We start from the raw sequence: 22,680 nt of genomic DNA, 5'->3' as shown, positions 1-22,680 counted from the left end.
ACAACACGGGTCGGCAGGAGCGCGTTTGACACGGCGCAGCCCTCCTTGACGACCCCCCGGTTCGTGGTGCATGTCGGAACGGCGGTGCCGGCGCGGCGAGCCTCTCGCCGGAGAGGGTCGAACGCACCGCTCTTACGACAACAGCCGTGGCGCTCCGAGCGGCGCCTCACGCAGGGCCGATCATCGTGCCGGTTTTTGCTGAGGGGGGAACATGTCGCAGGACACCAAGCAGGATACGCTCATCCTTGTCGTCGAGGACGACCCAGACATCCTGCAAGTCGTGCAGGAAATGCTCGAGGACGAGCAGTTCCTGGTCCTCACGGCGCGGGATGGGGGCAAGGCGCTGCGCATGCTCCAGATTTGCCGTCCCGATCTGATCCTCACCGACATGATGATGCCTGAGCTCGATGGCTTTGGTTTCCTCCGTGCCTATGCCGAGCGGCCGGGGCCGGGCGCGCCGGTCGTCGCCATGTCTTCGCTCGGTGCGTACCTGCAGGAGGCGCGCAAGCTCGGAGCCGCGGCGACCCTGGACAAGCCGCTCTGCTTCGAGCGGCTGATGGAGACGATACGTACCCTCACCGCCGGCCGATCGGCGCAGGCGGAGCCGATCCCTTGCAGCCTCGCGTCGCCCGAGGAGGCGCGACGGCTGCAGACGATCCTCGATCTGCGCCTGGACGAGCCCGCCCCCGAACCGGCGCTCTGGGCCTTCACCGACAGGGTCGCGCGCCACTTCAGCGTGCCTGTCGCCCTGGTGTCGGTCGTCACCCAGGATCGGCAATTCTGGACGGCGAGCTGTGGGCTCCCCGAGGACCTCGGCTCAGGGACGTCTCGGCAGGACTCGTTCTGCACCCACGCGGTCTCGGGGCGCACCGCGCTGGTGGTCCAGGATACGCTCGAGAACCCTTTCTTCCGCGACAACGTCCTCGTGAAGACGCGAGGGCTCCGCTTTTACGCTGGCGTGCCGTTGATGGCGCGGCACGGCGAGGCGGTCGGGACGCTCTGCCTCCTCGACTTCAAGCCGCGGCGCTTCACCTACTTTGATCTGGAGCTGCTCACGCTCTTCTCACAGAGCGTCCTTTCCTCGCTGGAGTGGCGCGAGAAGCGAACGCATCCGGCGATCCCCGACTCTGCCTTCTGCTATCTGCAGCACCTGGATCAGGACCTCGACATCTTCGGGAGGGTCTTGTTCTGTGAGCTCGCCGTCGTCGAGGGCGCCCGCGCGGCGGAGTACCGCCTGCCGGTGTCCTGCGTCGCGCTCGCGGTGTCCGCGCGGCGGATGCCTGACGTGGTGGCGCGGCTCAAGGTGCGCCCCGAGGGCGGTATCGTGGGGCGCCTGGGCCACGCGAGGCTCGGCTGGCTGGTCCCCGGCCTCTCGGCCGAGAAGGCGCGCGCCGCGGCCCTGGAGGCGGCGAGCAGCCCGTACGCCTTCGCGGAGGCCGTGCAGCTCGATCGGTACGGCGGCGCCGCCCGCGCCGGCTTCGTGCAGATGGAGGCCGCCCTCGGCGACGCCGGCCTGGCCTGAGCGCGATCCGAGCGCCCCTGGAGGCGACTGGGCCGATGTCCAGCGGTCCCGTTCCGAGCAGCGTCGGCTCACCCAGGTTGAGGAGACAGCTCACCCAGGTTGAGGAGCTGCGTCGCGTCGGCTGACCCAGGTTGGGAATTTTTGGAGCGTCAGCTCATCAGCTGTGAGAAATTTATCTCGATCGATGCAATGCGAGGCACGCGTCCTGGTGTCCACCCTACATCTTGAGTGGTTCGAACACAGCTGTACGGTGATCTCGGGCGTCAGCTGACCCAGGTTGAGAGCATAGTGAAAATTTTGGCGCGAAAACTCATCTGGTATGAGAATTTTCGTCCGCTAAATGCAATGCGTGTAGTTGGTCCTGGCGCCTTCTTGTCGTGTAGTTCGTCCCCACGTCTTCTGTTGGTGTCGAGCGTTTCGAGCGCAACCGCGCGGTGATCTCTGGTAGGAGAGGCGCTGGAAATCGAGAGAGCGCATTGCCCGAGCTCCCGTGCCAGGCCCTCGATCCTGGGCCCGAGGCGCACCGCGCCTGCGACGCCCTGGCGAACTGCGCAGGGCGCCCCCGCCGCGCGGAGGACACCCGGAAGACAAGACCATGCGACGCCTGCTGCTCAGCCCGATCACCGCGGTCCTGCTGCTGCTCACCTGCCCAGCACCGGCTGCGGCAGCGCCGCTCCCGCAGCGGCCGCCGCCGACCGGGCCGGAGCGGGAGATGCTCGACGAGGCGAAGCGGCTCCTGGACGAGGGGCGGCTCGCGGACGCGCGCGACATCCACCTGACGCTGTGGGGGCTCACGAAGAGCGCCTCCGACGCGTTCCGCGTGGGGATGCTGTCGTTCAGGCTGCACGACTTCGAGAGGGCGGCGGAGTTCCTCTCGATCTACTTCGACATGGTCGGCACCCCCGACGCCCCGAAGATCTGGGTGCCGCCGGGTTTCAAGGAGAGTTACGACCTGGCGCGGGCCAATTTCGCGGAAGCGCGGCGGCACGTCGGCGAGCTCGACGTGCGCGTGAGCGAACCCGGCGCCGCCGTGCTCGTGGACGGGCGGCAGGTCGGCGTGTCCCCGCTCCCGCGACCCGTGTACGTCGCTCCCGGCCAGCACCGCGTGCGCGGACAGCTCGCCGGGGCGCAGCGCGAGGACGTGGCCGTGGTCGACGCGGGCGGCGAGAGGACCGTCTGGCTGACGTTCCCGCGCGCCCGAGCCGAAGCGCCAGCGCGTCCCCCGGCGAGCAAGGTAGCCTCGCGGCCCGTCGCGGCGCCCCTTCCTTCCACGCGCAGCCCCGCGCTCCGATGGTGGACCGTGGGCGCGTTCGCGGCCACGTCGGCCGCCCTCGCCACCGTCGGGGCCCTCTCGGTCTTGGAGGCCAACGACGCTGCCGAGGACCGGGACGCCGCCATGGACCGAGCGCAGTGGGAGGTCTTCCATCATTGCCGACCGGGGCTCCCTGCTTGCGACGCGTATGCCGACGCCGATGGGCGCACGAAGACGTTCACGGCCCTGTCCGTCGGCGCCTTCGTCGGTGCGGGTCTTTCGGCCGGCGGCGCCGTGGCTGCGGGGTTCCTGCTCGCGCCACAGGCAAAGGTCCGCGTGGGGGCCGTGGGGACCGCCCCGGGCGTGGGGCTCTCGTTCTCGTGGTAGCGCCCGAGCTCCGCAGAGACGTGCTCCCGGGCAGAGAGCCGACCTCATCTTTCTGAATGGTAGTTCATCTTTGGTGGAGAATTTGCGGACGTTGATCGCAATGCGAACAACGCGCGTCGTTCGACACGTGGCTGGGATCTCCGCGATCCTCCGGACGAGGAGGCCTGATATCATGGCTCCGATGTGGCAGCGCGGGCTGTGCGCTTCCGGTGCGGTGTTCCTGGTGTGCTCGCTCTGGCCTGCCTGCAGCGGTGACGCCTATGTCGATGTGGAGCAGGAGCCTCTGTGCGATTCAACCGCAGACTGCCAGCCCAAGCAGAGCGGAACGCAGTGCATCGATGGGCGCTGCCGGTGTCCGGACCCGGAGGAGGCGCGCTGCTGCGAGCCCGGCGCCAGGGAGGAAGAGGGTGATTCCTGCAAGCGGGAGTGTCGGCCCATCAGCGAGTGCAACGCACTGCTGTGCAAGACAGCCGAGGATTGCCCGAAGCCTGCGGACCCCCGCTGCGGCGAGGCCGTGTGTGAAGCGGAGGTCTGCAGGCTGGCCCTGCGAGAGCGATTCCCGAACCAGCGGGCTGGCGATTGCGTGATCCTGCGCTGCGACGAGGCTGGGCGGGTGGTCGCCGAGGCCGACGACGGCGACGCCTTCAACGACGGCAACGAGTGCACGATCGACGCGTGTCTGCAAGGGGTCAGCGTGCACCATCCGAGGGCAGCAGGGGACGCCGAAGAGGGCTCCGGGTACTGCGATGGCGAAGGGCATCTGGTCGGATGCCTTCGCGACGAGGACTGTGGGACCCCCTCGTACGCCTGCTCGACATCGGGTTCGTGCGTCCTCGAATGGTGCGACAACGGCATCTTTGATGATGCCTCGGGCGAGACGGCGCGGGACTGCGGCGGCCGGTGCCAGCCGTGCAGGGCAGGACAGCCGTGCACGGCCGACAGCGACTGCATCGCGGGCGGGTGCGGCTCGGACATGCTGTGCAAGGAGACGAGCTGCCGTGATGGCATCCTGAACGGCGCCGAGACCGACGTCGATTGCGGCGCGCCGTCGTGTCCCGCGTGCGCCGCCAGCCGGCGGTGCAACGCTCACGAGTCCTGCCAGAGCGGTGTGTGCGCGGACGGCAGGTGCCGTCGCCCGACGTGCGAGGATGGAGTGATGAACGGCAACGAACCAGGCATCGACTGCGGCGCGAACTGCCCCACTTCCTGCCCACTGTTCATCTCCGACGAAGAGACATGAAGAAAGGCAACATGACCACGAGCAGGCACCTTTTTGCCGCCGGCGCGATGCTTTCCGTGGCCCCGCTGTGGATGGCGTGCTCGGAGGGGGCCCCAGCGCCTCCGCCGGAGCGCCCCGAGTGCGTGACCGAGTACGATTGCGACGACCCGCCGGACCCCGCCTGTGGCACCGTGAAGTGCATCGATGGCAAGTGCCAGCGAGAGGTGGGGGAGTACCGCGGCCAGTACCCAGGCGACTGCATGACGATCGCGTGCGACAGGGACGGGCAGAAGGTCGCCTTGCCCGCGCCGGACGACGTGCCGGACGACGGCAACCCTTGCACGGATGACTTCTGCGACGGCGCGCATCAGCTGAACGAATGGACCCGGCGAGGTCCGGCCCCTGACGGCTCGGGGCTGTGCGACGGCCAGCAAAACTTGGTCGAGTGCCTGTCGGACGCAGACTGCGGGGACCCGACCATGTACTGCTCCCCGCGCAGCAAGTGCATCCCGCTCGACTGCGACAATGGCGAGCTCGATGTAGACACCGGCGAGTCCTATGTGGACTGCGGTGGCCGCTGCGATCCGTGTCGCCCGACGTACCCGTGTGCGACGGGAGAGGATTGCAATACGGGTGTGTGCGGCTTCGATGACCGGTGCAGCTTTGCCACGTGCAGCGATGGCATCCAGAACGAGCATGAGGTCGACATCGACTGCGGATCCAACTGCCGTACCTGTGCCGCTGGAGACAAGTGCATCGACGGCCCGGATTGCCTGACGAAGGTGTGCTTTCAGGGCCGGTGCCAGCCGCCGAGGTGCGATGACGATCGCCAGAATGGCTTGGAAATAGGTGTAGATTGCGGTGGTGACTGCCCTCCTTGCCCGGAGGGGCTCCCCTGAGCGGAAGGGGCATCGTCGCCGTCTCTCTCAAAAAGCAGGGCAGCGAGGTGGACATCATGAGCAATATCGCGAGGCCGGCCGTGATCGCGGCGCTGGGCCTTTCGGGAGTGGCGTGCGCGCCGGACGAGTACCGGCCGCTCGCGGAGAACGACGCCGTTCGCATCGACGTCTACGGGTTCGAGCCGCCCCTCGTCCGCGATGGCGTCACGTACCGGGGCGAGGTGGAGGGCTACGTCTGGAAGACGGACAACCCCAATGCGTTCGGTATCCGAAAGCACGACGACGGGGAATATCTCCCCGACAGGTTCGTCGTGAGCAACGGCCTCGAGGTGACCACGCTCCGTTGCGTCCTCTACGAGGACATCTATCCGGAGGACGACCTCATCGCCACCTTCTGTCACGGTCAGTTCGTCCAGGCCGAGCCCGGTCGTGCAATTCATGCCACCTTCAACGAGTTCGACGGCTGGGAGGTCGTGATGCCCGAGCTCTCGAAGCTCACGTCTCCTGAGCAGGACAGCGAGTTCAGCCTCAGCGCCGGCCAGGATCTGGTGCTCTCGTGGGAACCGCTGGGCACGGACGACCGGATGGGATGGTCTCTCGGACCCGCCAGCTTCGACGACCCGGGGCCGTGTGTGAATGACGTGGAGTGGTACCGCTCGGACGGGGTCATGGACGACACCGGGGCGTTCGTCGTTCCCAGGGATTCGTATCCCACCGGCCTTCCCGCCGAGGGGTGTCAGGCTTTCCTTCGATTCGACCGCGGCCGCCGCGGGACCATCGATCCCGGTGTCCAGAGAGGCTCGATCTTTGCGCGCCAGTCTTACGAGGTACGGATCACGCTGAAACCGTAGCTTCTTTCCAGCGAGAAGGCGCACAGGTTGCCCCCGTGCGGCGCAGCCGTCTCTTGCAATGATATCGGATCGTGGAGGAGTTCATGAGAGGCATCGTATGGCTGGCTTTGATCGCCGTTCTGGGCCTTTCCGGGGCAGCGTGTGGGCCGGACGAGTACCGGCCCCTGGCGGAGAACGAGGCGGTCGTCATCCGGGTCTACGGATACAACGTGCCGATCGTCCGCGATGGCGTCGAATACCTCGGCGAAGCGGAGGCCTACGTTACGAAGGTGGACGTCAGCAGCGCGTTCGGCGTTCGAGACCCTGGGGACGGGGAGTACCTCCCCGACAGGTTCGTCGTGAGCAACGGCGCGGAGGAGGCGGAGCTCGCCTGCTATTGGTGGCATGACAGCTATCCGGAGGACAACCTCATCGCCGCCAAGTGCCGCGGTTACCTCAAGGAGGCCAAGCCGGGCCGCGCGATCCATGCCCGGTTCAACGACCTCGACGGCTGGGAGATCGTGATGCCCGAGCTCTCGGAGCTCACGTCGCCCGAGCCGGAGAGCGAGTTCAGCGTTGGCTCCGGCGAGGATCTGGTGCTGGCGTGGGAGCCGCTGGGCAAGGACGACATGATGAGGTGGTCCATCGGACCTGTCAGCTTCGATGAGCCGGGTCCTTGCCTGGATGACGTATCCTGGGACGACTCGTCGGGGGAGGTGGACGACACCGGCTCGTTCACCGTTCCCGAAGGCTCGTACCCCACGGGGCTTCCCGCCGAGGGGTGTCAGGCCTTCGTGCGCTTGAGCCGCGGTCGGGACGGGACCATCGATCCTGGCGCCCCGGCGGGCGTGATGTTCGGCATGCAGACCTACAAGATGCGGATGACGCTGAAGCCGTAGCTCCGTCCGGCAGGCGCGCGCGCAGGTTGGCCCAGCCAGTCTTCGGTGGCCTTTCGCCGGCGCAGCGGAGGAAAGCGCTCCTCATCGCTCAGCAGCCTGCTCGACGGAGAGCGTCGGCGCTCGCCTCCTGCTGCCGCGGATGTCATCATGGCGCTCATGTCCCCCGCGCCGGCGATCCAGCGAGAAGACCTTGTGGGCGGAGGCCGAGCGATCTTTTGCTGCCGGCAGCCCTCGCCGGCGCAGCCGGTCCTGCGGGCGTCAGTGACCCACGCCTTCGCCGCGCTGGCGTTCTACACGAGCGGCTCTTCTCGGATCGAGCAGCGCGGTCGATGGAACATCGAAGCTGGAGACGTCCTCCTCGTGCCTGCCGGACAACCGCACCGCTCGATCGAGAAGGCGGCCCCGGAGTGGATCGGCCTCGGCTTCTGTGTCCCCTGCTTGGCTGCCGAGGAGGCGGGCAGCCTGATCGAGCCGTTCGAGCGCGTGCGCGCCGGCGCCTCCCCCGTCGTTCGGGTGCCCGCGGATCGTCACGCGCACATCGAAATGCTCCTTCACGAGCTGATGCGCGTGACGGGATCGTGTGATGGCAGCGCTCCTGACATCGTCCAGCGGAGCCTCCTTGTGCTCATCCTCAACGAGGTTCGGCAGGCCGCGCGCTCGCAACACCCTGCCTCGCCATCGCCGGGAGTCGTCGTCGATGCCCTTCGCTTCATCGAGCGAAACTGCCTTCGCCCGCTCTCGCTGAAGGACGTCGCGCGGTCTGTGGGACGGAGCCCGGCGTACGTGACGACGGTGCTCTCTCGGGCGACGGGCCGGAGCGCGGTCGAGTGGATCGTGGCTGGGAGAATGGCAGAGGCACGCCGCATCCTCCTCCACTCCGACGAGAGGGTCGAGATCGTCGCCGAGCGCGTCGGCTACGCGGACGCGACGCACTTCATCCGCATGTTCCGTAGAGAACACGGGGCGACGCCGGCGGCGTGGCGCGCCGAAGCGCGGAGCAAGGGCCGCGCGCTCAACCAGGAGACGGTGTTCGACCGCACACGCTGAAGACGAGGTCGCCGACGAAGGTGGTATTGGCCTTCGTCCATTCGCCGGCGAGACGTTCTTCCAGGGTGTCCACGTCGACCTCGGCCTCCGACGCCACGCCTTGCTGCACGATGCGCGGGAGCATCACGCGAACGATGAACGCGAGCTGATGATGGATCTTCGGCGTCTGCACGATGGCCTCTGCCCTGACGAACTGCACGGTCAGGCCCGCTTCTTCGAATACGCCCGGCATCTGGAATCCCATGTGGAGGCTCGCGCCCTCACGCTCGACGGTCCGCCAGATCCACTGGTGCACCTGGCGGTGCAGCTCCATGGGGTTAAGGCTGCCCTGGCCCATCGTCGGGTCGTTCTCCTGAAGCAGGATCAGGCCGCCGGCGCGCACGGCGCCGGCCATGGCACGGACCGCAGCGACAGGATCCGGCTGGTACATGAGCACCCTCCGGCCGACGGCGGCATCGAAGCGCTCGGCGGTGGGGGAGAGCGCGCCGAGGTCCCGCTCTTCGAAGGCGACTCGGTGGAGTCCCAGCTCGGCGGCTCGCCGGCGAGCGATCGCGATGGGCGCCGGATCACGGTCTACCCCGAGCACACAACCCCCTTCGCCGACGATGCGGGCGACCATGAAGCTCACGTCGCCTCGGCCGCACCCCACGTCGAGGACGCGCATGCCGGGAGCGATGCCGGCATCGCGCAGAAATCGTTCGGTCATGTCGTTGACCAGGTCTGTCATCGTCGTCTCCGCCAGCTCGTGTCAGCTCGCCCGCCGCTGCTGGTTTCACGCCGGGCTCGTGGCTCAGCATCCTTGCTGTCTGCGATCCCGAGGACATCGCAGAACATCTCGATGCCCTTCCTCGGACCAGGCGCGTTCTGACCGACGCCTCGCGCGCCCTCGGCGGTCGCATACCGAGAGTGACGGCTGAGCTTGGGTACTCTCGTCCAGCGATGTTGGTCGAGCCGCGCATCGGCGCGGCACGCCAGGAATGTACGTCCTGTCCGTCCTGTGCGGCAGTGCGCGTCTTTGTGCTGGATCGGCGGGCTTTGCGATCGGTGGGCAGCGGAAGTCATGGGCGCCCGTCGCGAGCTCGGCGGTGCGCGCAGGCGGCGAGATCGGGCCGCGCGTACCCTGCTCCCCGGCGCCGCGCCGCTACGCCCCACAGGCCCCGCCGCGCGCACGCCCCGCTGCTCGGCCTGTGGCCGGCGTGACGCTGCCCGGTGACCCCCGCTCGGGCCCGCGCACAGCGGCTCAAGTTGCGCTACTCCTCCACCTAGATGGTGCTCCAACCGATTCGCGTGGCCGCGCTCGCCCTGGTGGCGGGGCTTGTCTTCCTCGGATCTCCGGCATGCAAGAAGGGCGAGGAGGCCTCGCCCGAGCAGGGGCGCAAGCCCGCGAAGCAGGGGCTCAGCTTCCCGGTCGAGGTCGTGCCCGTCGCGGCGGAGCGGGTCGAGTATGCCGTGCCGGCCGTCGGCGCGGTCGAGGCGTTCGAGCAGGTGCAGCTCACCGCGCGCGTCGCGGGCGTCGTCGAGGCAGTGCGGTTCATGGAGGGCGCCGAGGTCAAGGCGGGGCAGGTGCTCGTCGAGATCGATCCGGCCCGGTACAACCTCGCCGTCCGCGCGGCGCGCGCGACGCTCGAGCGGATGACCGCCACCCAGGCCGAGGCCGCCGCGGGGCTCGAGCGGCGCGAGGCCGAGGGCGCCGACGGCGTCTTCAGCAAGGAAGACGTCGCGTCCTGGCGATCGAGGGCGGCGACGACCGCCGCGCAGGTCGCCGAGGCCAAGGTCGCCGTCGACCAGGCGCTCCTGAACCTCCGCGACGCCTACGTGCGCGCCCCCATCCAGGGAAAGATCCAGACGCGCACCGTGCAGACTGGCCAGCACGTGCCTGTCGGCACCGTGCTCGCGACGCTCCTGCGCCGCGACCCGCTCCTGCTCCGCTTCCAGATCCCCGCCGCCGACGCACCGCGGGTCAGGCCCGACATGGAGGCGCGCTTCACCGTGAAGGGCGACGCGCGGACCTACAGCGCCAGGCTGACGCACGTCGCCGACGCGGCGGATCCGGCGACGCGCATGGTCGCCGTGACCGGCGAGGTGCAGGGCGAGGGCAAGGAGCTGCTCCGCCCCGGCACCTTCGCCGAGGTGACCGTGCCTGTGGGTGCGAGCGGCGACGCTCCCGTGATCCCACTCACGTCCGTGCGGCCGAGCGAGCGGGGGTTCCTCGCGTACGTGATCGACGGCACCGCCGCGCGTGAGCGCGTGCTCTCGCTGGGGCTGCGCACGCCCGACGGGCGCGTCGAGGTCAAGTCGGGCCTCTCTGTGGGAGAGCTGCTCGTGGTGCGCGGCGCGGAGGCGCTGCGCGAGGGGGCGCAGGTCCGCATCGCGGCGCCCGGCAGCGTGCCGGGAGGCCAGGCTACGGGGCACCGCTCCGAGGGAGGCGCAGACGCCAGCGCGTCCGCGGCCGGCGCGTCGCCGCCCGCTGCCTCGACCGGCGCGTCACCGCCAGCCTCTGCCGGCGCGTCACCACCCGCCTCGGCCGGCGCGTCGCCGCTGACCTCTCCCGCCAGCTCGTCGCGGAGCGTGCCGTGAGCCTCACCGAAGCCTGCCTCAGGAAGCCGGTCTTCGCCTGGATGCTGATGGCCGCGACCATCGTCTTCGGCCTCGTCGCCGTGTCGCGCATCGGCATCAGCCAGTTCCCCGACGTCGACTTCCCCACCATCACCATCTCCGCCACGCTGGAGGGCGCCGCCCCCGAGATCATGGAGCACGACGTGGTCGAGCCGCTCGAGGAGGCGGCCGTTCAGGTCGAGGGGATCCGATCGATCACGTCGACGTCGCGCCAGGGGAGCGCCTCGGTCACCATCGAGCTCGACCTGTCGCGCGACGTCGACGTCGCGCTCCAGGACGTTCAGACGAAGATCTCCCAGGCGCAGCGGCGGCTGCCGCTCGACCTCGACCCGCCCGTCGTCTCCAAGACGAACCCGGAGGACCAGCCGATCATGTGGGTCGGGCTCTCCGGCCCGTTCTCTCCCCAGCTCGTCGCCGACATCGCGCGTTACCGGCTGAAGGAGAAGCTCCAGACGGTGCCCGGCGTCGGAGAGCTCACGCTCGGCGGCTACCTCGAGCGCAACGTCCGCATCTGGCTCGACGCCGATCGACTCGCCGAGAAGGGGCTCACCGTCGCCGAGGTCACCGAGGCCCTGCGCCGCCAGCACATCGAGCTCCCCGCGGGCCGCATCGAGACCGAAGGTCGGGAGCTCAACGTGCGGGTGATGGGGGAGGCGCTCGATCTCGCGACCTTCAAGCGGATCGTCCTCCGCGAGGGCAACCCAGGCGCGGCCGCCCAGCCGGGCGCGGCCGCTCAGGCGGCGGGGCCGCCGTCGTCGGCGCGCGCCACGGTGTACCTGGAGGACGTCGCGCTCGTCGAGGACGGCTTCGAGGACGTCCGACGGCTCGCCCGGGTGAACGGGGAGCCGGCCCAGGGCCTCGGCGTGAGGAAGCAGCGCGGCTCGAACGCGGTCGAGGTCGCCCGGGGAGTCCGGGCCGCGCTCGCCGAGGTCCAGAAGTCCCTGCCCGAGGGGATGGAGGTCGGCGTCAACTTTGACTCGACGAGGTTTATCGAAGAGTCGGTGCACGAGATCGAGCTCGAGCTCGGCATGGCCATCGCGCTCACGGCCCTCGTCTGCTGGATGTTCCTCGGCTCGCTCTCGAGCACGATCAACGTCGTCCTGGCCATCCCGATGTCGCTGCTCGGCACGGTCGCCGCGATCTACTTCCTCGGCTTCACGCTGAACACCTTCACGCTGCTCGGGCTCTCGCTCGCCGTCGGCATCGTCGTCGACGACGCGATCATGGTGCTCGAGAACATCCACCGGCACGCCGAAGGGGGAAAGGACCGCGTCCGCGCCGCCCGCGAGGGCACGGCCGAGATCACCTTCGCGGCGCTTGCCGCGACGCTCGCCGTCGTCGCGATCTTCCTCCCGATCATCTTCATGGAGGGGGTCGTCGGCCGGTTCTTCCTCCAGTTCGGCGTGACCCTCTGCATCGCCGTGCTCCTCTCGTACCTGGAGGCGATCACCCTCGCGCCCGCCCGCTGCGCGCAGATCCTCGACGTCTCCCGCGAGGGCCGGGGCCGCCTCGGGCGGCTCGTCGATCGCGGCTTCGAGGCGCTCTCCCGCGGCTATGGCTGGCTGCTCGCCCGGGCGCTCCGGTTCCCGGTCGCGGTCGTGCTGCTCGGCGCGATCCTCTTCGCTGGCGCGATCGTCGCCATGCAGCGCCTCCCGACGGAGTTCGTTCCGTCGCAGGACCAGGGGAGGCTCCTTGTCCGCCTGCAGACCGCGGTCGGCTCGGACATCGAGGAGACCGACCGGCTCTTCCGCCGCGCCGAGGCGGCCGTGGGCGCGAACCCGGCGGTGGCGCGGGTGTTCGCCGTGGTCGGCGGCTTCGGCGGAGGGGGCGGCGTGAACACGGGCATCCTGTTCGTCACGATGAAGCCGGCAGAGGAGCGGGCGCTCTCGCAGGCCGACCTCCAGGGCGTGCTCCGCAAGGAGCTGAACGGCTACCCCGGCTTGCGCGCCGTGGTCCAGGACCTCTCGCAGTCGGGCTTCACGGCCCAGCGCGGGTTCCCTGTCGAGTTCTCGATCCGCGGCCCCGATTGGGACGAGCTCACGAAGCACAGCGAGCGCATCCGGGCCGAGCTCGCGCAGAGCGGCCTCGTCGTGGATCTCGACTCTGACTATCAGCTCGGCATGCCCGAGCTCCGCATCGTGCCCGACCGGGCGCGCGCGGCGGATCTCGGCGTGAGCGTCGAGGCCATCGCGACGACGCTGAACACGCTGATCGGCGGCGGGCGCGTCGCCAAGTACAACGACAGCGGGCGCCGCGTGGACGTGCGCGCGCGGCTCCTGGCGGAGCAGCGGAGCCGGCCCGAGGATCTCGCGCGCATCCAGGTGAGGAGCGCGTCGGGCGCGCTGGTCCCGCTGACGTCGGTCGTCACCTACGAGGAGCGCCCCGCGCTCCAGGCGATCACGCGCCGCGACCGCGAGCGCGCGATCTCGGTCTTCGGCAACGTCGCGCCGGGGCGCTCGCAGGGCGAGGCGGTGGCCCGCGTCGAGGAGCTCGGCCGGGATCTGCCCGCTGGCTACCGCCTGGTGCTGGGCGGCGCGAGCGTGACGTTCCGCGAGTCGATGGGCGGCCTCCTGTTCGCGCTGGTGCTCGGGATCCTGGTCGCCTACATGGTGCTCGCGTCTCAGTTCAACTCGTTCCTGCACCCGGTCACGGTGCTGACGATCCTGCCGCTGTCGATCGCGGGCGCCGCCTTCGCGCTGCTGCTGACGGGGCACACGCTCAACATCTTCAGCATGATCGGGATCCTCCTGCTGATGGGGATCGTGAAGAAGAACTCGATCATCCTCGTGGATCATGCGATCGAGGTGAGGCGCGGGCACGGCGAGGGGGAAGGGGAGGGGATGGACGCCCGCGAGGCGATGCTCCGCGCCGGTCCGGTGCGGCTGCGCCCTATCCTGATGACCTCGATCGCGACGCTGATGGCCGCTGTCCCGTCGGCGCTGGCGCTCGGCCCCGGCGCCGAGATCCGAGCCCCGATGGCCGCGGCGGTGATCGGCGGCCTCGTCGTCTCGACGGCGCTCAGCCTCCTCGTCGTGCCGGCGTTCTACGTGGTCGCGGACGACCTGCGGGCGCGCCTTGCGCGGCTCCGGCGGTCTGGCTCCACGGCCCCCACATCGACCAGATCGTCGGCCCTGCCCTGAGGGCCTCTCACCGGGCCACGCAGGCACCGCAACCCGCGTGAGCGCGCCGGCTCACGACCGTTCAGGCCTTGCGTTGTGGGACAATCGGCAGCTCAGCTGGAGACTGGACGATCATGTCGACCAAACATCGCGCCACGTTGGCCATCGTCGTTGCCGCGTCGATCCTCATTGCGTGTGGGGATGACGAGGATTCCTCGAACCCGCCGTCGGGTGCTTCCACCAGCGCGGGTGCGAGCGGAGGGGTTGGCGCCTCGGGCGGCGACGGTGGCTCGGGTGGGAACGGCGGCGCTGGTGGCGAAGGAGGCGCGGGCGGCAGCGAAGGAAGCGCGGTCTCTTCGGGCGGCGCAGGCGGCGAGGGCGGTGCAGGCGGTGCCGGCGGCACGGGCGGCGCAAACGGCACGGGCGGCGAGGGCGGTGCAGGCGGCACGGGCGGTGCTGGCGGCACAGGCGGCGCAAACGGCACGGGCGGCGAGGGCGGCGTGGGCGGCGCGGGCGGTGCCAGCGGCACGGGCGGCGCAAACGGCGCAGGCGGCGAGGGCGGTGCAGGCGGCACGGGCGGCGCAGGCGGCGAGGGCGGTGCAGGCGGCGAGGGCGGTGCAGGCGGCACGGGCGGCGTAGGCGGCGCAGGCGGACAGGGCGGCGCAGTACCTGCGTGTGGCGACGGCGAATTCGACGGCGCCGAAGAGTGCGACGACGACAACACGACCCCAGGCGACGGTTGTGACGATGGTTGCTTCGTCGAGCCCGGGTTCTCGTGCGCCGGCGTTCCTAGCGTCTGCACGGCGATCTGCGGCGACGGCATCGTCGTGGGGGCCGAGGGCTGCGACGACAGCGACACCCTCGGGGGCGACGGATGCAGCGCCGCTTGCATGCCCGAGCTCGGCTACGCGTGCTCGGGGCAGCCGAGCGCGTGCGCCACCGTGTGCGGCGACAGCATCATCGCGGGGCTCGAAGCGTGCGACGACGGCAACATCGTGAGCGGCGACGGGTGCAGCGACGCGTGCACGCCCAACACCGGCGAGAGCTGCGACGATCCGCTCGTCATCTCGCAGGCCGCGCAGGCCGGGCCCGACCACGTGTGGAGCATCGACGCGGGCAGCGTCACGCAGGCCGAAGGCACCTTCGCGTGCGACGTGAACACGCTGGGTCCCGACGTGGTGTTGCGCTTCGTGAAATCGAGCGACACCGTCGAGAACGGGGGCAAGCTCCTGCACGTGAGAGCCGACACCGCGAGCACGGCCACGGCCGACTACCTGAACGTCGAGGTGGTGGGCGGAGACTGCGCGGTGAGCCCGGGGACGTCGCTGAAGTGCCTCTGGTACAAGCAGGACTGGGACGTGTACCTCGACGTGCCCGCGGGCACCTACCACGTGTGGGTGGGAAAGAACTCGCCGGCGACCGCGCAGTTCCCGTTCCCGGCGACGACCGTCACCATCGCGGAGATCGACGCGGACGACGCCGAAGGCGAAGGGTGCTTCTCGCCGTACACCGAGGCGAGCGCCATCTACGTGCCGTCCGCCGGGCCGGGCATGCCGCACACGTGGAACGTACCGGCCGAGATCAACTCGTTCGACATGGCTCCCGCCTGGGGCGAGCCGGGCTCGATCTCGTGCGACAACACCGCGCCGTACGGCGACATCCACGGCGTGGACACGGTCATCGAATACGAGAAGGCCTCCGCCTCGAGCGTGCTCAAGGTCGACGTGCAGAACATCGGCCCCTCGGCCTCCGACCTCGACGTGGAGCTGCTCAGCGTGTGCGATCCGACGAGCGCCGCGAAGGTGTCGCGCAACTGCCGCGCGAACAAGGACGTCATCTCGTTCACCGCGCCGTCGCCCGCGGGTCCCGTCTGGTTGTGGGTGAGCACGGAGGCCACGGGCGAGGAGTTCGGCGGCGCACAGGTCCAGGTGACGGAGATCTTCCCCGGCCCAGGCGAGAGCTGGCCCACGGCAGAGCCGATCGCGAGCTCGAGCGCGATCGCGCCCTCGTCGGGCCAGCGCCTGGACGCGCCGAGCTGCTTCGCGGCGGCCGGCAACATCCACTGGTACGCGTACACGGTCGTCCACGATGTCGTATCGATCCAGGCGAACGCCGCCGGCACCTTCGCGGTCTACGACGAAGGCGGGCAGGAGCTCGCCTGCTCCACGGATGCGTTCGCGTCGCCGTTCGGCAAGGTCGTCCCTTCGGGCACGACGCTCTACCTGGCGGTCCCGGTCGGCGGCGCCATCACGGCGCTCAGCATCAACGACGTCGTGTACGACGGCGTCGCGGGGAACGTGACGGATCTCGCGGTGACGTTCCCGACGAGCGCGGTCGGTGATCAGGGCATGGCCATCAACGACGGCGAGCTCTTCCTCGGGACGACGACGAAGGTGTTCTCGTTCGCCAAGGCGACCGGCGCGCTCGCCGTCGAGCACGGGGCGGCGGACGGGATCACGGGCACGCACCTCGGCTACGACCTCGTGCACGCGGGCGATCGGCTGTTCAGCGTCGACAACGTGACGACGACGGACGCAACGCGTCTCTTCTCGATCTACGACGGCGCGACCTGGGCGCCGACCTCGTGGGACCTCGGGCCCGCCTACCCCGCGTCGTCGCCGTCGCACGCGATCGCGACCGACGGCACCCTCCTCTTCATGTCGACGCGGCGGACCAGCGAGAGCGCCAGCTTCTACGCCTTCGATGCGAACGCTCCGGGGGCGCCCGTGCTGCTCGGCACGAACACGGGCGTCTGGTACGTGACCGGCCTCGCCGCCGACGATCAGTTCCTCTACGTCGCGTCGAACGGCGCCGCGGGGGAAGGCGTCTATCGACTCTCGCGTGCGTCGATCGCGTCGCCCGCGGTCAAGCTCGCGAGCATCGACGTGCATACGTTGACGACGAACATCGAAATCGACGCGTTCGTGAGCCCGAACCACCTCTACGTGCGCGACGCGCTCGGCGACGTGCACGCGGTCGTCGCTCCGGCCTCAGGCAGCTTCGCCCACCTCGGGGCGATCAGCACGCTCGGCACGACGGGCGACTTCGCGATGACCTACGACAAGACGACGCGCGTCATCTACTTGTTCGAGACCGAGACGGACGCGGCCGGGCGCGTGGTGATGCTCGACTGAGCGCCGGGCAATGCGACGAAGGCGCGCGATCCTCGACGGCGCTCAGCCTCCTCGTCGTGCCGGCGCTCCACGTGGTCGCGGGCGGCGCCAGGGCGCGCCTTGCGCGGCTCCGGCGGCCGGGGCCCACGGGCTCACTGGGGGCCGTAGATCGGTGACCAGTCGGGGGGCGGGTTGAAGGCGAGGTCGATGAGCGATCCGAACGCCTCGCTCGTCAGGACGGTGGCTCCCGCTTCCACGTCTCCGCCCGCGACGAGCTCGGCCTTGGCGATCGCCGCCGCCGAACCGACCTGCGAGGGCAACCACAGGTTCCCCTGCTGATCGAAGGCGATGCTCTCCGGAAGCGCCAGCACCCCCACTTCGAGTTGAACCTCGGGGGTGAGCTCCGCTGAAGCTGCGAGATCGCCCGGCTCGAACCTGGCGATGGTGTTCGAGCCCCAGTAACCCACCCAGAGCGCGCCCTGCTCGTCGAACGCGAGCCCCGTCGGGTGGCCCAGCGGCCCGATCACCGGCTCGGGGGTGAGCGCCTTCAGCACCACGTCGGCAGGATCCCCGTCATCTGCGGCGAGCCGCTCGGCCGCGTACATCAGCACCGCGTCCTGCTCGGCGCTCGCCACCCACAGGTTGCCCGACTCGTCGAACGCAAGCGCTTGAACGTCCTCGATCTCGTCGCCGGTGATGGTCACGGAGGGCTCCACCACGCCGGAGCCTTCGAGATCGGCCGCGTCGATCCTCAGCAAATGGTCGCGGATCCCGACCCAGAGGTTGCCGGCGGCGTCGAACGCCAGACCGCCCGCGGCGCAGGGGGTGACGCCCGCGCACGCCTCGGACACGTCGAGCACGCGATCAGGGGCGGCCTCGCTGCTCTCGCCCAGCGTGTCGACGAGCCGCACGGTGATCTGGCCCGCGTTGGCCGAAACCCACAGGTTGCCGGCCCCGTCGAAGGCGATCGCGCCCTGGTTGATGATCTCGGCGCTCCCCTGGAACGCGACGCTTGGAGAGACCTCGCCCGACTCGAGCAGCGCCTCGCCGTCGAGCGCGCCGACCAGCTGGTCGCCGTTCTGCGCGGTGAACCAGAGCTGGTGGCTCCCGGGCGTGAGCTCGTAGTTGAAGGTGACCTCGGTGGTCGCGCCGTCGGCGACGCAGGCGCTCTGCTCCGGGTCTTCGGGCCGATAGACGAAGCCGACGCGTTCGTCGCTCGGGTAGTCGGCCACGCTGCCTGCGCGCAGCGTGTACTCACCCGCCGGCGTGTCGAGGGACGCGCTCGAGATCACGCGCTCGTCCGGCACTCCCGGCGAGGTCACGGCGACGTCGCCGGTGTCGTTCGGGCTCACGATCTCGACGTCGAGCGTGCCGTCGCCTTCGGCTTCGCAAGCCGCGCCACCACCTGCGCCGCCGCCGCCGTCACCGCCCGAACCCGTCTCCGACGGGTCGTCGTTGTCCCCACAGCCCACGGAAACCAACGCCGCGAGCAGCACCCAGGAAAGTCGTTTCATGGGGTACGAGTCTATCCTGCACCCGGTCACGGTGCTGGCGATCCTGCCGCTGTCGATCGCGGGCGCGGCCTTCGCGCTGCTGCTGACGGGGCACACGCTCAACATCTTCAGCACGATCGTCAGGCGCTCGCTCTGAGTTCTTTGAACTCGCCCGGGTTGTGGATTGTCGCGTCGGCGACAGCGCCCTTTCCGCCGATGAAATCTTCCGTCTTGTCGGAATAGCCGTACCTGGTCACCTCCGCGGAGCCCCCCTTCGCGGGGTAGCCATCCGCCCCCGCCTTCACGCCCATGGCGTTCATGATGTTGCAGTAGTACTTGTTGATCGGCGCGTTGCCCATCTCCGGATCGCTCCCGGTGGCTTGCGTGACCCCATCGGCCTTGCCGGTCCCGTCGGCGCACTGCGCCAGGCTGTTGCCGTTCGTGAGGGCGGTGGTCGACGCGCTGTCGAGGTTGATGATCTGACCGGTCTTGAAGTAGCCGCCGGCGCTGCCTGCTTGAAGGATCGGAGCGTTGTTGAGGTTGTGCGCGTTGCCGTCCGACATTTCGTTGAACCAGATAGCCGCGCTGTTGTCGAGGGCCGTCGTCCCATTCCCCTCGGGGATGCTGTCGAGCATCTGGACGAGGTTCGCGAACTTCTGTGCGTAATAAGCGTCAATCTGCAGGAGCATCGCGATCGCGTCGGGCAGGCAGGGGCCCTGCATGCCTGCATTGTCAAGGCGGTGAGAGAGGGAATGCGCCTCGGTATTGATGCCAAGCCCCTTGAAAATGTAATTCCCAGGGTACTTCATGAAAATCACGGGGTTTTGGTTGCAGGTGACCGAGAGCGCTGCGATGGCCGAATAGATGTCCGCTCCGTCCAGCGCGCCGCTGACCTTGGTCGTGAGGATGTCCGTGCCCAGGCCTCCCGCCCCCGCTTTTTGAGCGTTCGCCTGCGTCGCACCGAGCACCGCGCCGAAATCCGCGCTGCACTGCGCGGAGACCATCACATTGGATGTGGAGTCGAGGAGCTCCTTCCAGGCAGAGAGCTTCAGCTTGTCGTCCTTGCTCATGTCGAACCGCTCGAGCGTGCTCAGATCATCCTTGACGAGGTCGAGGATGCTCTTGCCGCGCACCGCCGCGTAGGTGTCCGGAGACATCGGGGCCCCCGTCTGGAAGAGGCCCGTGAGACCGCTGAACGCCTGCGAAGCGTTGAGGCCCCTGTAGAGGGTCTCGGAGGCGGAGTAGGAAATCGCCGACTGAGCGCTGTCATTCTGGCCAGCCGTGTTCAAGAGTAACGGAGCGCCGTTCGGGCTGATCTGCTGGGCCATGACGTGATCCAGCGAAGGACCGACCGCCTTGGGTGTGAACCTGGTGGACGTCTGGAAGCTGAACGGCTCGTTTTTGTTCGGAGTGACCGGCTGACAGGTGAAGTACGACGCCACGACCTGCAGGTGGGGGTCGTTCCCCTGCCCGCGCTTCAGGTTGGCGGTCCACTCGTTCATCGTGCGGATGCCGCGCGGCATGAGGAGCTTCCTTGCGTACGGCGCGAGGGGCGCGAGGCTCGTCGGCGTGAGGTCTGCCGCCGTGAGCTCTCCCTGCGTCTTCGTGGGAAACCACCTGTTCGTGATGCACCCATAGTGCGTGAACATCACAATCAGTGATTTCCCGCCTGCAGCGGAGGTCTGGGCCTTTGCGCCGCGTTCCCACATGGAGCTGAGGAACGGCGCAGCCAGGACGGCTCCCCCCAGGCCACGGAGGAAAATTCTTCGGTTCAACGGCTTGCTCATGTTCGGATCCCCTTTGGACGGGCTCCCGCAGGCTGCGGTTGTGGAGTGACGGCGGCGGATTCAATGCGTGGATAATAAGCAGGTGTCGAGGATCTCATTCACGCGCGGGCCGAGCAAGTTCGATCCACACCCGTGGGGCGCCGCGAGGTGGCCCAGCACGGTTCCGGCAGCGAGGCGCGAAGGGGGGTAGTGCTCAACCTTGCCCCGAGAGAGCTCACATGAAGGCGGGAGGGTAGGAAGGTAATTTTCTCTTCCCGCCTTCCCCCCCTTGCCGCCTTCATGTTCAGAGCTGCGTCCGGGAAGCGGGCGGCTGCGGCCAGGAGCGCCGGAACTCGGGGGATCCCACCTCGCGTGACCCGCGCTATCCTCGGGCGAGGGCCTCACCCCAGCGTACCGGACGGATCCGGCGAAGCACTCCATGACCCCTGCGCAGAACCCCCTCATCAACGACCGCGACGTCGAATTCCTCCTCTACGAGGTGCTCGACGCGCCGCGCCTCTGCGAGCTCCCCTATTTCGCCGATCACTCGCGCGACACGTTCGACCTCTACCTCCAGAGCTGCCGGCGCTTCGCGCGGGAGGTGCTGTTCCCGACCTACAGGTCGGTCGACGAGGCGCCGCCGCGCTTCCAGGCGGGCGCCATCACGGTGCACCCTGCCGTCAAGCGGGTCTTCCGGCCGATGGTCGAGCTCGGGGTGCTCACCGCGGCGCGGCCGGCCGCGGTGGGGGGCCAGCAGCTCCCGCTCGTCGTCGCCACGCTCGCCGGCGCCTACCTGCAGGCGGCGAACCTGAGCGCGTGCGGCTACCTGAGCCTGACGGCCGGCGCCGCGCACCTCATCGAGACGTTCGGCGACGACGCCCTGCGGTCCGCCTTCATGACCCGGATGTACGCCGGCGAGTGGACCGGGACGATGGCGCTCACCGAGCCCCAGGCCGGATCGAGCCTCGCCGACGTGCAGGCGAGCGCCGTGAAGACCGACGCGGGCCACTACCTCGTCCGCGGGTCGAAGATCTTCATCTCGGGCGGCGACCACGACCTCACCGAGAACATCGTCCACCTCACGCTCGCGCGCATCGAGGGCGCGCCTCGGGGCATCAAGGGCGTGAGCCTGTTCGCCGTCCCCAAGCGGCGGATCGAGGACGGGCAGCTCGTCCCGAACGACGTCGAGGTCGCCGGCATGATCCACAAGCTCGGCTGGCGCGGGCTCCCCAGCCTGTCGCTCAGCTTCGGCGAGAAGGGGGACTGCCACGGTTACCTCGTGGGCAGCCCCCACCAGGGCGTCGCCTGCATGTTCCAGATGATGAACGAGGCCCGCATCCTGGTCGGCGCGAACGCGGTGGCGACCGCCTCCGCGGCCTACCACGAGGCGCTCGGCTACGCGCTCGTCCGGCCGCAGGGCCGGCCGCTCGGCGCCAGGGACCCGGGGGCGCCGCAGGTGCCGATCATCGAGCACGCCGACGTGCGCCGGATGCTGCTCCGGCAGAAGGCCATCGTCGAGGGGGGCCTCGCGCTCGTCTCCACGACCGCGCTGTACGCCGATCTCGCGGCGCACGCCGCGGACGCGGCGGATCGAGAGCGCGCGCAGCGGCTCCTCGACCTGCTCACCCCCATCGCCAAGACCTTCCCCGCCGAGAAGGGCTTCGAGTCGAACGCCCTCGCGCTCCAGGTCCACGGCGGCTACGGCTACTCGAGCGAGTACCTCCCGGAAGCCTGGCTCCGGGATCAGAAGCTCAACTCGATCCACGAGGGCACGACGGGGATCCAGGGCATGGACCTCCTCGGCCGCAAGGTCGTGGCCGGGAACGGCGCCGCGCTCATCGCGCTCGGCGGCGAGATCCAGCAGACGATCGTCCGGGCGCAGCGGGCCGGCGTCGAGCCCGAGTGGGGCGAGCGCTTCGGTGCGGCGCTCGCGCTGCTCGGCGAGGTGACGGTGCAGCTCGCCGAGGTGGGGATACGCGGCGACACCGAGCGGATGCTGCGGCACAGCGCGGATTACATGGAGCTCGTCTCCGTGGTCGTGGTGGCCTGGCAATGGCTCGCGATGGCCGCGGCCGCCCGCGAAGGGCTGGCCAGGGGCGCCGCTCCGGCCGGCTTCTACGAAGGCAAGCTCTGCGCGGCGCAGTACTGGCTCTCGACGGAGCTGCCCCGGGTCGAGGCGCTCGCAGCGCTCTGCCGCTCCGGCGAGGACTCGTACGCCAGGATGCAACCCGGGTGGTTCTGAGGCGGGCGCGGCGGCTCTGGTGTCGCCGGCGCGTTCGGGGGCTTCCGAGGCGAGCGCCGCAGCTCACCGGCTTCCTCAGCGCTCCGCAGCCCGCCGGCTTCCTCGCCGCTCCGGCGGTCCGACGGCGTCTCGATGGTGAGTTCGCTCACGGCCGGCGGTCCCGGCGGATCGCGCGGGGACGAAGCAGATCGGCCGCTCCAGACAGCTGATCGGCTGCTCCAGGTATGTCCTAGGAGCAACATCTTGGAGAGCTTACCTTGTTCCTGCCGGGTGCTT

At 69.3% G+C, this 22,680-nt stretch carries 15 protein-coding genes; 12 read left to right on the top strand and 3 right to left on the bottom strand.

Features of this window, described 5'->3' with window-relative positions; translation table 11 throughout:
- Positions 1-211 precede the first annotated feature (211 nt).
- The 7 genes from WME79_RS29690 to WME79_RS29660 all read left to right on the top strand — a co-directional run bounded on the left by WME79_RS29690 (position 212) and on the right by WME79_RS29660 (position 8,055).
- A complete protein-coding gene (locus WME79_RS29690) occupies positions 212-1,522 on the top strand; it encodes a response regulator (protein WP_437521686.1) in 1,311 nt (436 codons plus the stop codon).
- 595 nt (positions 1,523-2,117) lie between these two features.
- Complete coding sequence (locus tag WME79_RS29685; protein WP_437521684.1) at positions 2,118-3,161, top strand: hypothetical protein; 1,044 nt, start codon at positions 2,118-2,120, stop codon at positions 3,159-3,161.
- Positions 3,162-3,333: 172 nt separating this feature from the next.
- A complete protein-coding gene (locus tag WME79_RS29680) occupies positions 3,334-4,401 on the top strand; it encodes a hypothetical protein (protein ID WP_437521682.1) in 1,068 nt (355 codons plus the stop codon).
- Positions 4,398-5,279: a hypothetical protein gene (locus WME79_RS29675; protein WP_437521680.1), complete on the top strand. Its 882-nt coding sequence runs from the start codon at positions 4,398-4,400 to the stop codon at positions 5,277-5,279. Before WME79_RS29680 ends, WME79_RS29675 begins: the two co-directional genes overlap by 4 nt.
- Complete coding sequence (locus WME79_RS29670; protein WP_437521679.1) at positions 5,258-6,130, top strand: hypothetical protein; 873 nt, start codon at positions 5,258-5,260, stop codon at positions 6,128-6,130. Before WME79_RS29675 ends, WME79_RS29670 begins: the two co-directional genes overlap by 22 nt.
- Positions 6,131-6,213: 83 nt before the next feature.
- On the top strand, positions 6,214-7,008 hold the full coding sequence (locus WME79_RS29665) for a hypothetical protein (RefSeq protein ID WP_437521677.1): 795 nt from the start codon (positions 6,214-6,216) through the stop codon (positions 7,006-7,008).
- Between the two features lie 147 nt (positions 7,009-7,155).
- Positions 7,156-8,055 (top strand): helix-turn-helix domain-containing protein, encoded by a 900-nt coding sequence (locus WME79_RS29660; RefSeq protein WP_437521675.1) that lies wholly within the window; start codon positions 7,156-7,158, stop codon positions 8,053-8,055.
- Here the strand turns inward: WME79_RS29660 and WME79_RS29655 are convergent.
- Positions 8,021-8,761: a methyltransferase domain-containing protein gene (locus WME79_RS29655; protein WP_437539979.1), complete on the bottom strand. Its 741-nt coding sequence runs from the start codon at positions 8,759-8,761 to the stop codon at positions 8,021-8,023. The genes WME79_RS29660 and WME79_RS29655 overlap by 35 nt on opposite strands.
- A gap of 560 nt (positions 8,762-9,321) precedes the next feature.
- Between WME79_RS29655 and WME79_RS29650 the strand changes: the two genes are divergently transcribed.
- The 3 genes from WME79_RS29650 (at position 9,322) to WME79_RS29640 (ending at position 16,924) form a co-directional block, all read left to right on the top strand.
- On the top strand, positions 9,322-10,632 hold the full coding sequence (locus WME79_RS29650; protein ID WP_437521673.1) for an efflux RND transporter periplasmic adaptor subunit: 1,311 nt from the start codon (positions 9,322-9,324) through the stop codon (positions 10,630-10,632).
- Positions 10,629-13,811 (top strand): efflux RND transporter permease subunit, encoded by a 3,183-nt coding sequence (locus WME79_RS29645; protein WP_437521670.1) that lies wholly within the window; start codon positions 10,629-10,631, stop codon positions 13,809-13,811. Before WME79_RS29650 ends, WME79_RS29645 begins: the two co-directional genes overlap by 4 nt.
- A 113-nt stretch (positions 13,812-13,924) precedes the next feature.
- Positions 13,925-16,924, top strand: a complete 3,000-nt coding sequence (locus tag WME79_RS29640; protein WP_437521667.1) for a myxococcus cysteine-rich repeat containing protein — start codon at positions 13,925-13,927, stop codon at positions 16,922-16,924.
- A gap of 131 nt (positions 16,925-17,055) precedes the next feature.
- Here WME79_RS29640 and WME79_RS29635 read toward each other — a convergent pair whose 3' ends face one another.
- Positions 17,056-18,417 (bottom strand): Vgb family protein, encoded by a 1,362-nt coding sequence (locus tag WME79_RS29635; protein ID WP_437521664.1) that lies wholly within the window; start codon positions 18,415-18,417, stop codon positions 17,056-17,058.
- Here WME79_RS29635 and WME79_RS29630 point away from each other — a divergent pair.
- Positions 18,416-18,553, top strand: coding sequence for a hypothetical protein (locus tag WME79_RS29630; RefSeq protein WP_437540120.1), 138 nt, complete (start codon positions 18,416-18,418; stop codon positions 18,551-18,553). The two genes, WME79_RS29635 and WME79_RS29630, sit on opposite strands and share 2 nt — an antisense overlap.
- Here the strand turns inward: WME79_RS29630 and WME79_RS29625 are convergent.
- The gene (locus tag WME79_RS29625) at positions 18,537-20,045 is read right to left on the bottom strand and encodes a DUF1552 domain-containing protein (protein WP_437521661.1); all 1,509 of its coding nucleotides are present in this window, start codon (positions 20,043-20,045) and stop codon (positions 18,537-18,539) included. The genes WME79_RS29630 and WME79_RS29625 overlap by 17 nt on opposite strands.
- Positions 20,046-20,601: 556 nt before the next feature.
- Here WME79_RS29625 and WME79_RS29620 point away from each other — a divergent pair.
- Complete coding sequence (locus tag WME79_RS29620) at positions 20,602-22,404, top strand: acyl-CoA dehydrogenase (RefSeq protein ID WP_437521658.1); 1,803 nt, start codon at positions 20,602-20,604, stop codon at positions 22,402-22,404.
- The last annotated feature ends 276 nt before the right edge of the window (positions 22,405-22,680 follow it).

The sequence above is a fragment of the Sorangium sp. So ce726 genome, assembly GCF_051521405.1.
GTDB lineage: Bacteria > Myxococcota_A > Polyangia > Polyangiales > Polyangiaceae > Sorangium.
The sequence above is the reverse complement of the archived record's forward strand: the minus strand, read 5'-3'. Positions and strand labels throughout refer to the sequence as shown.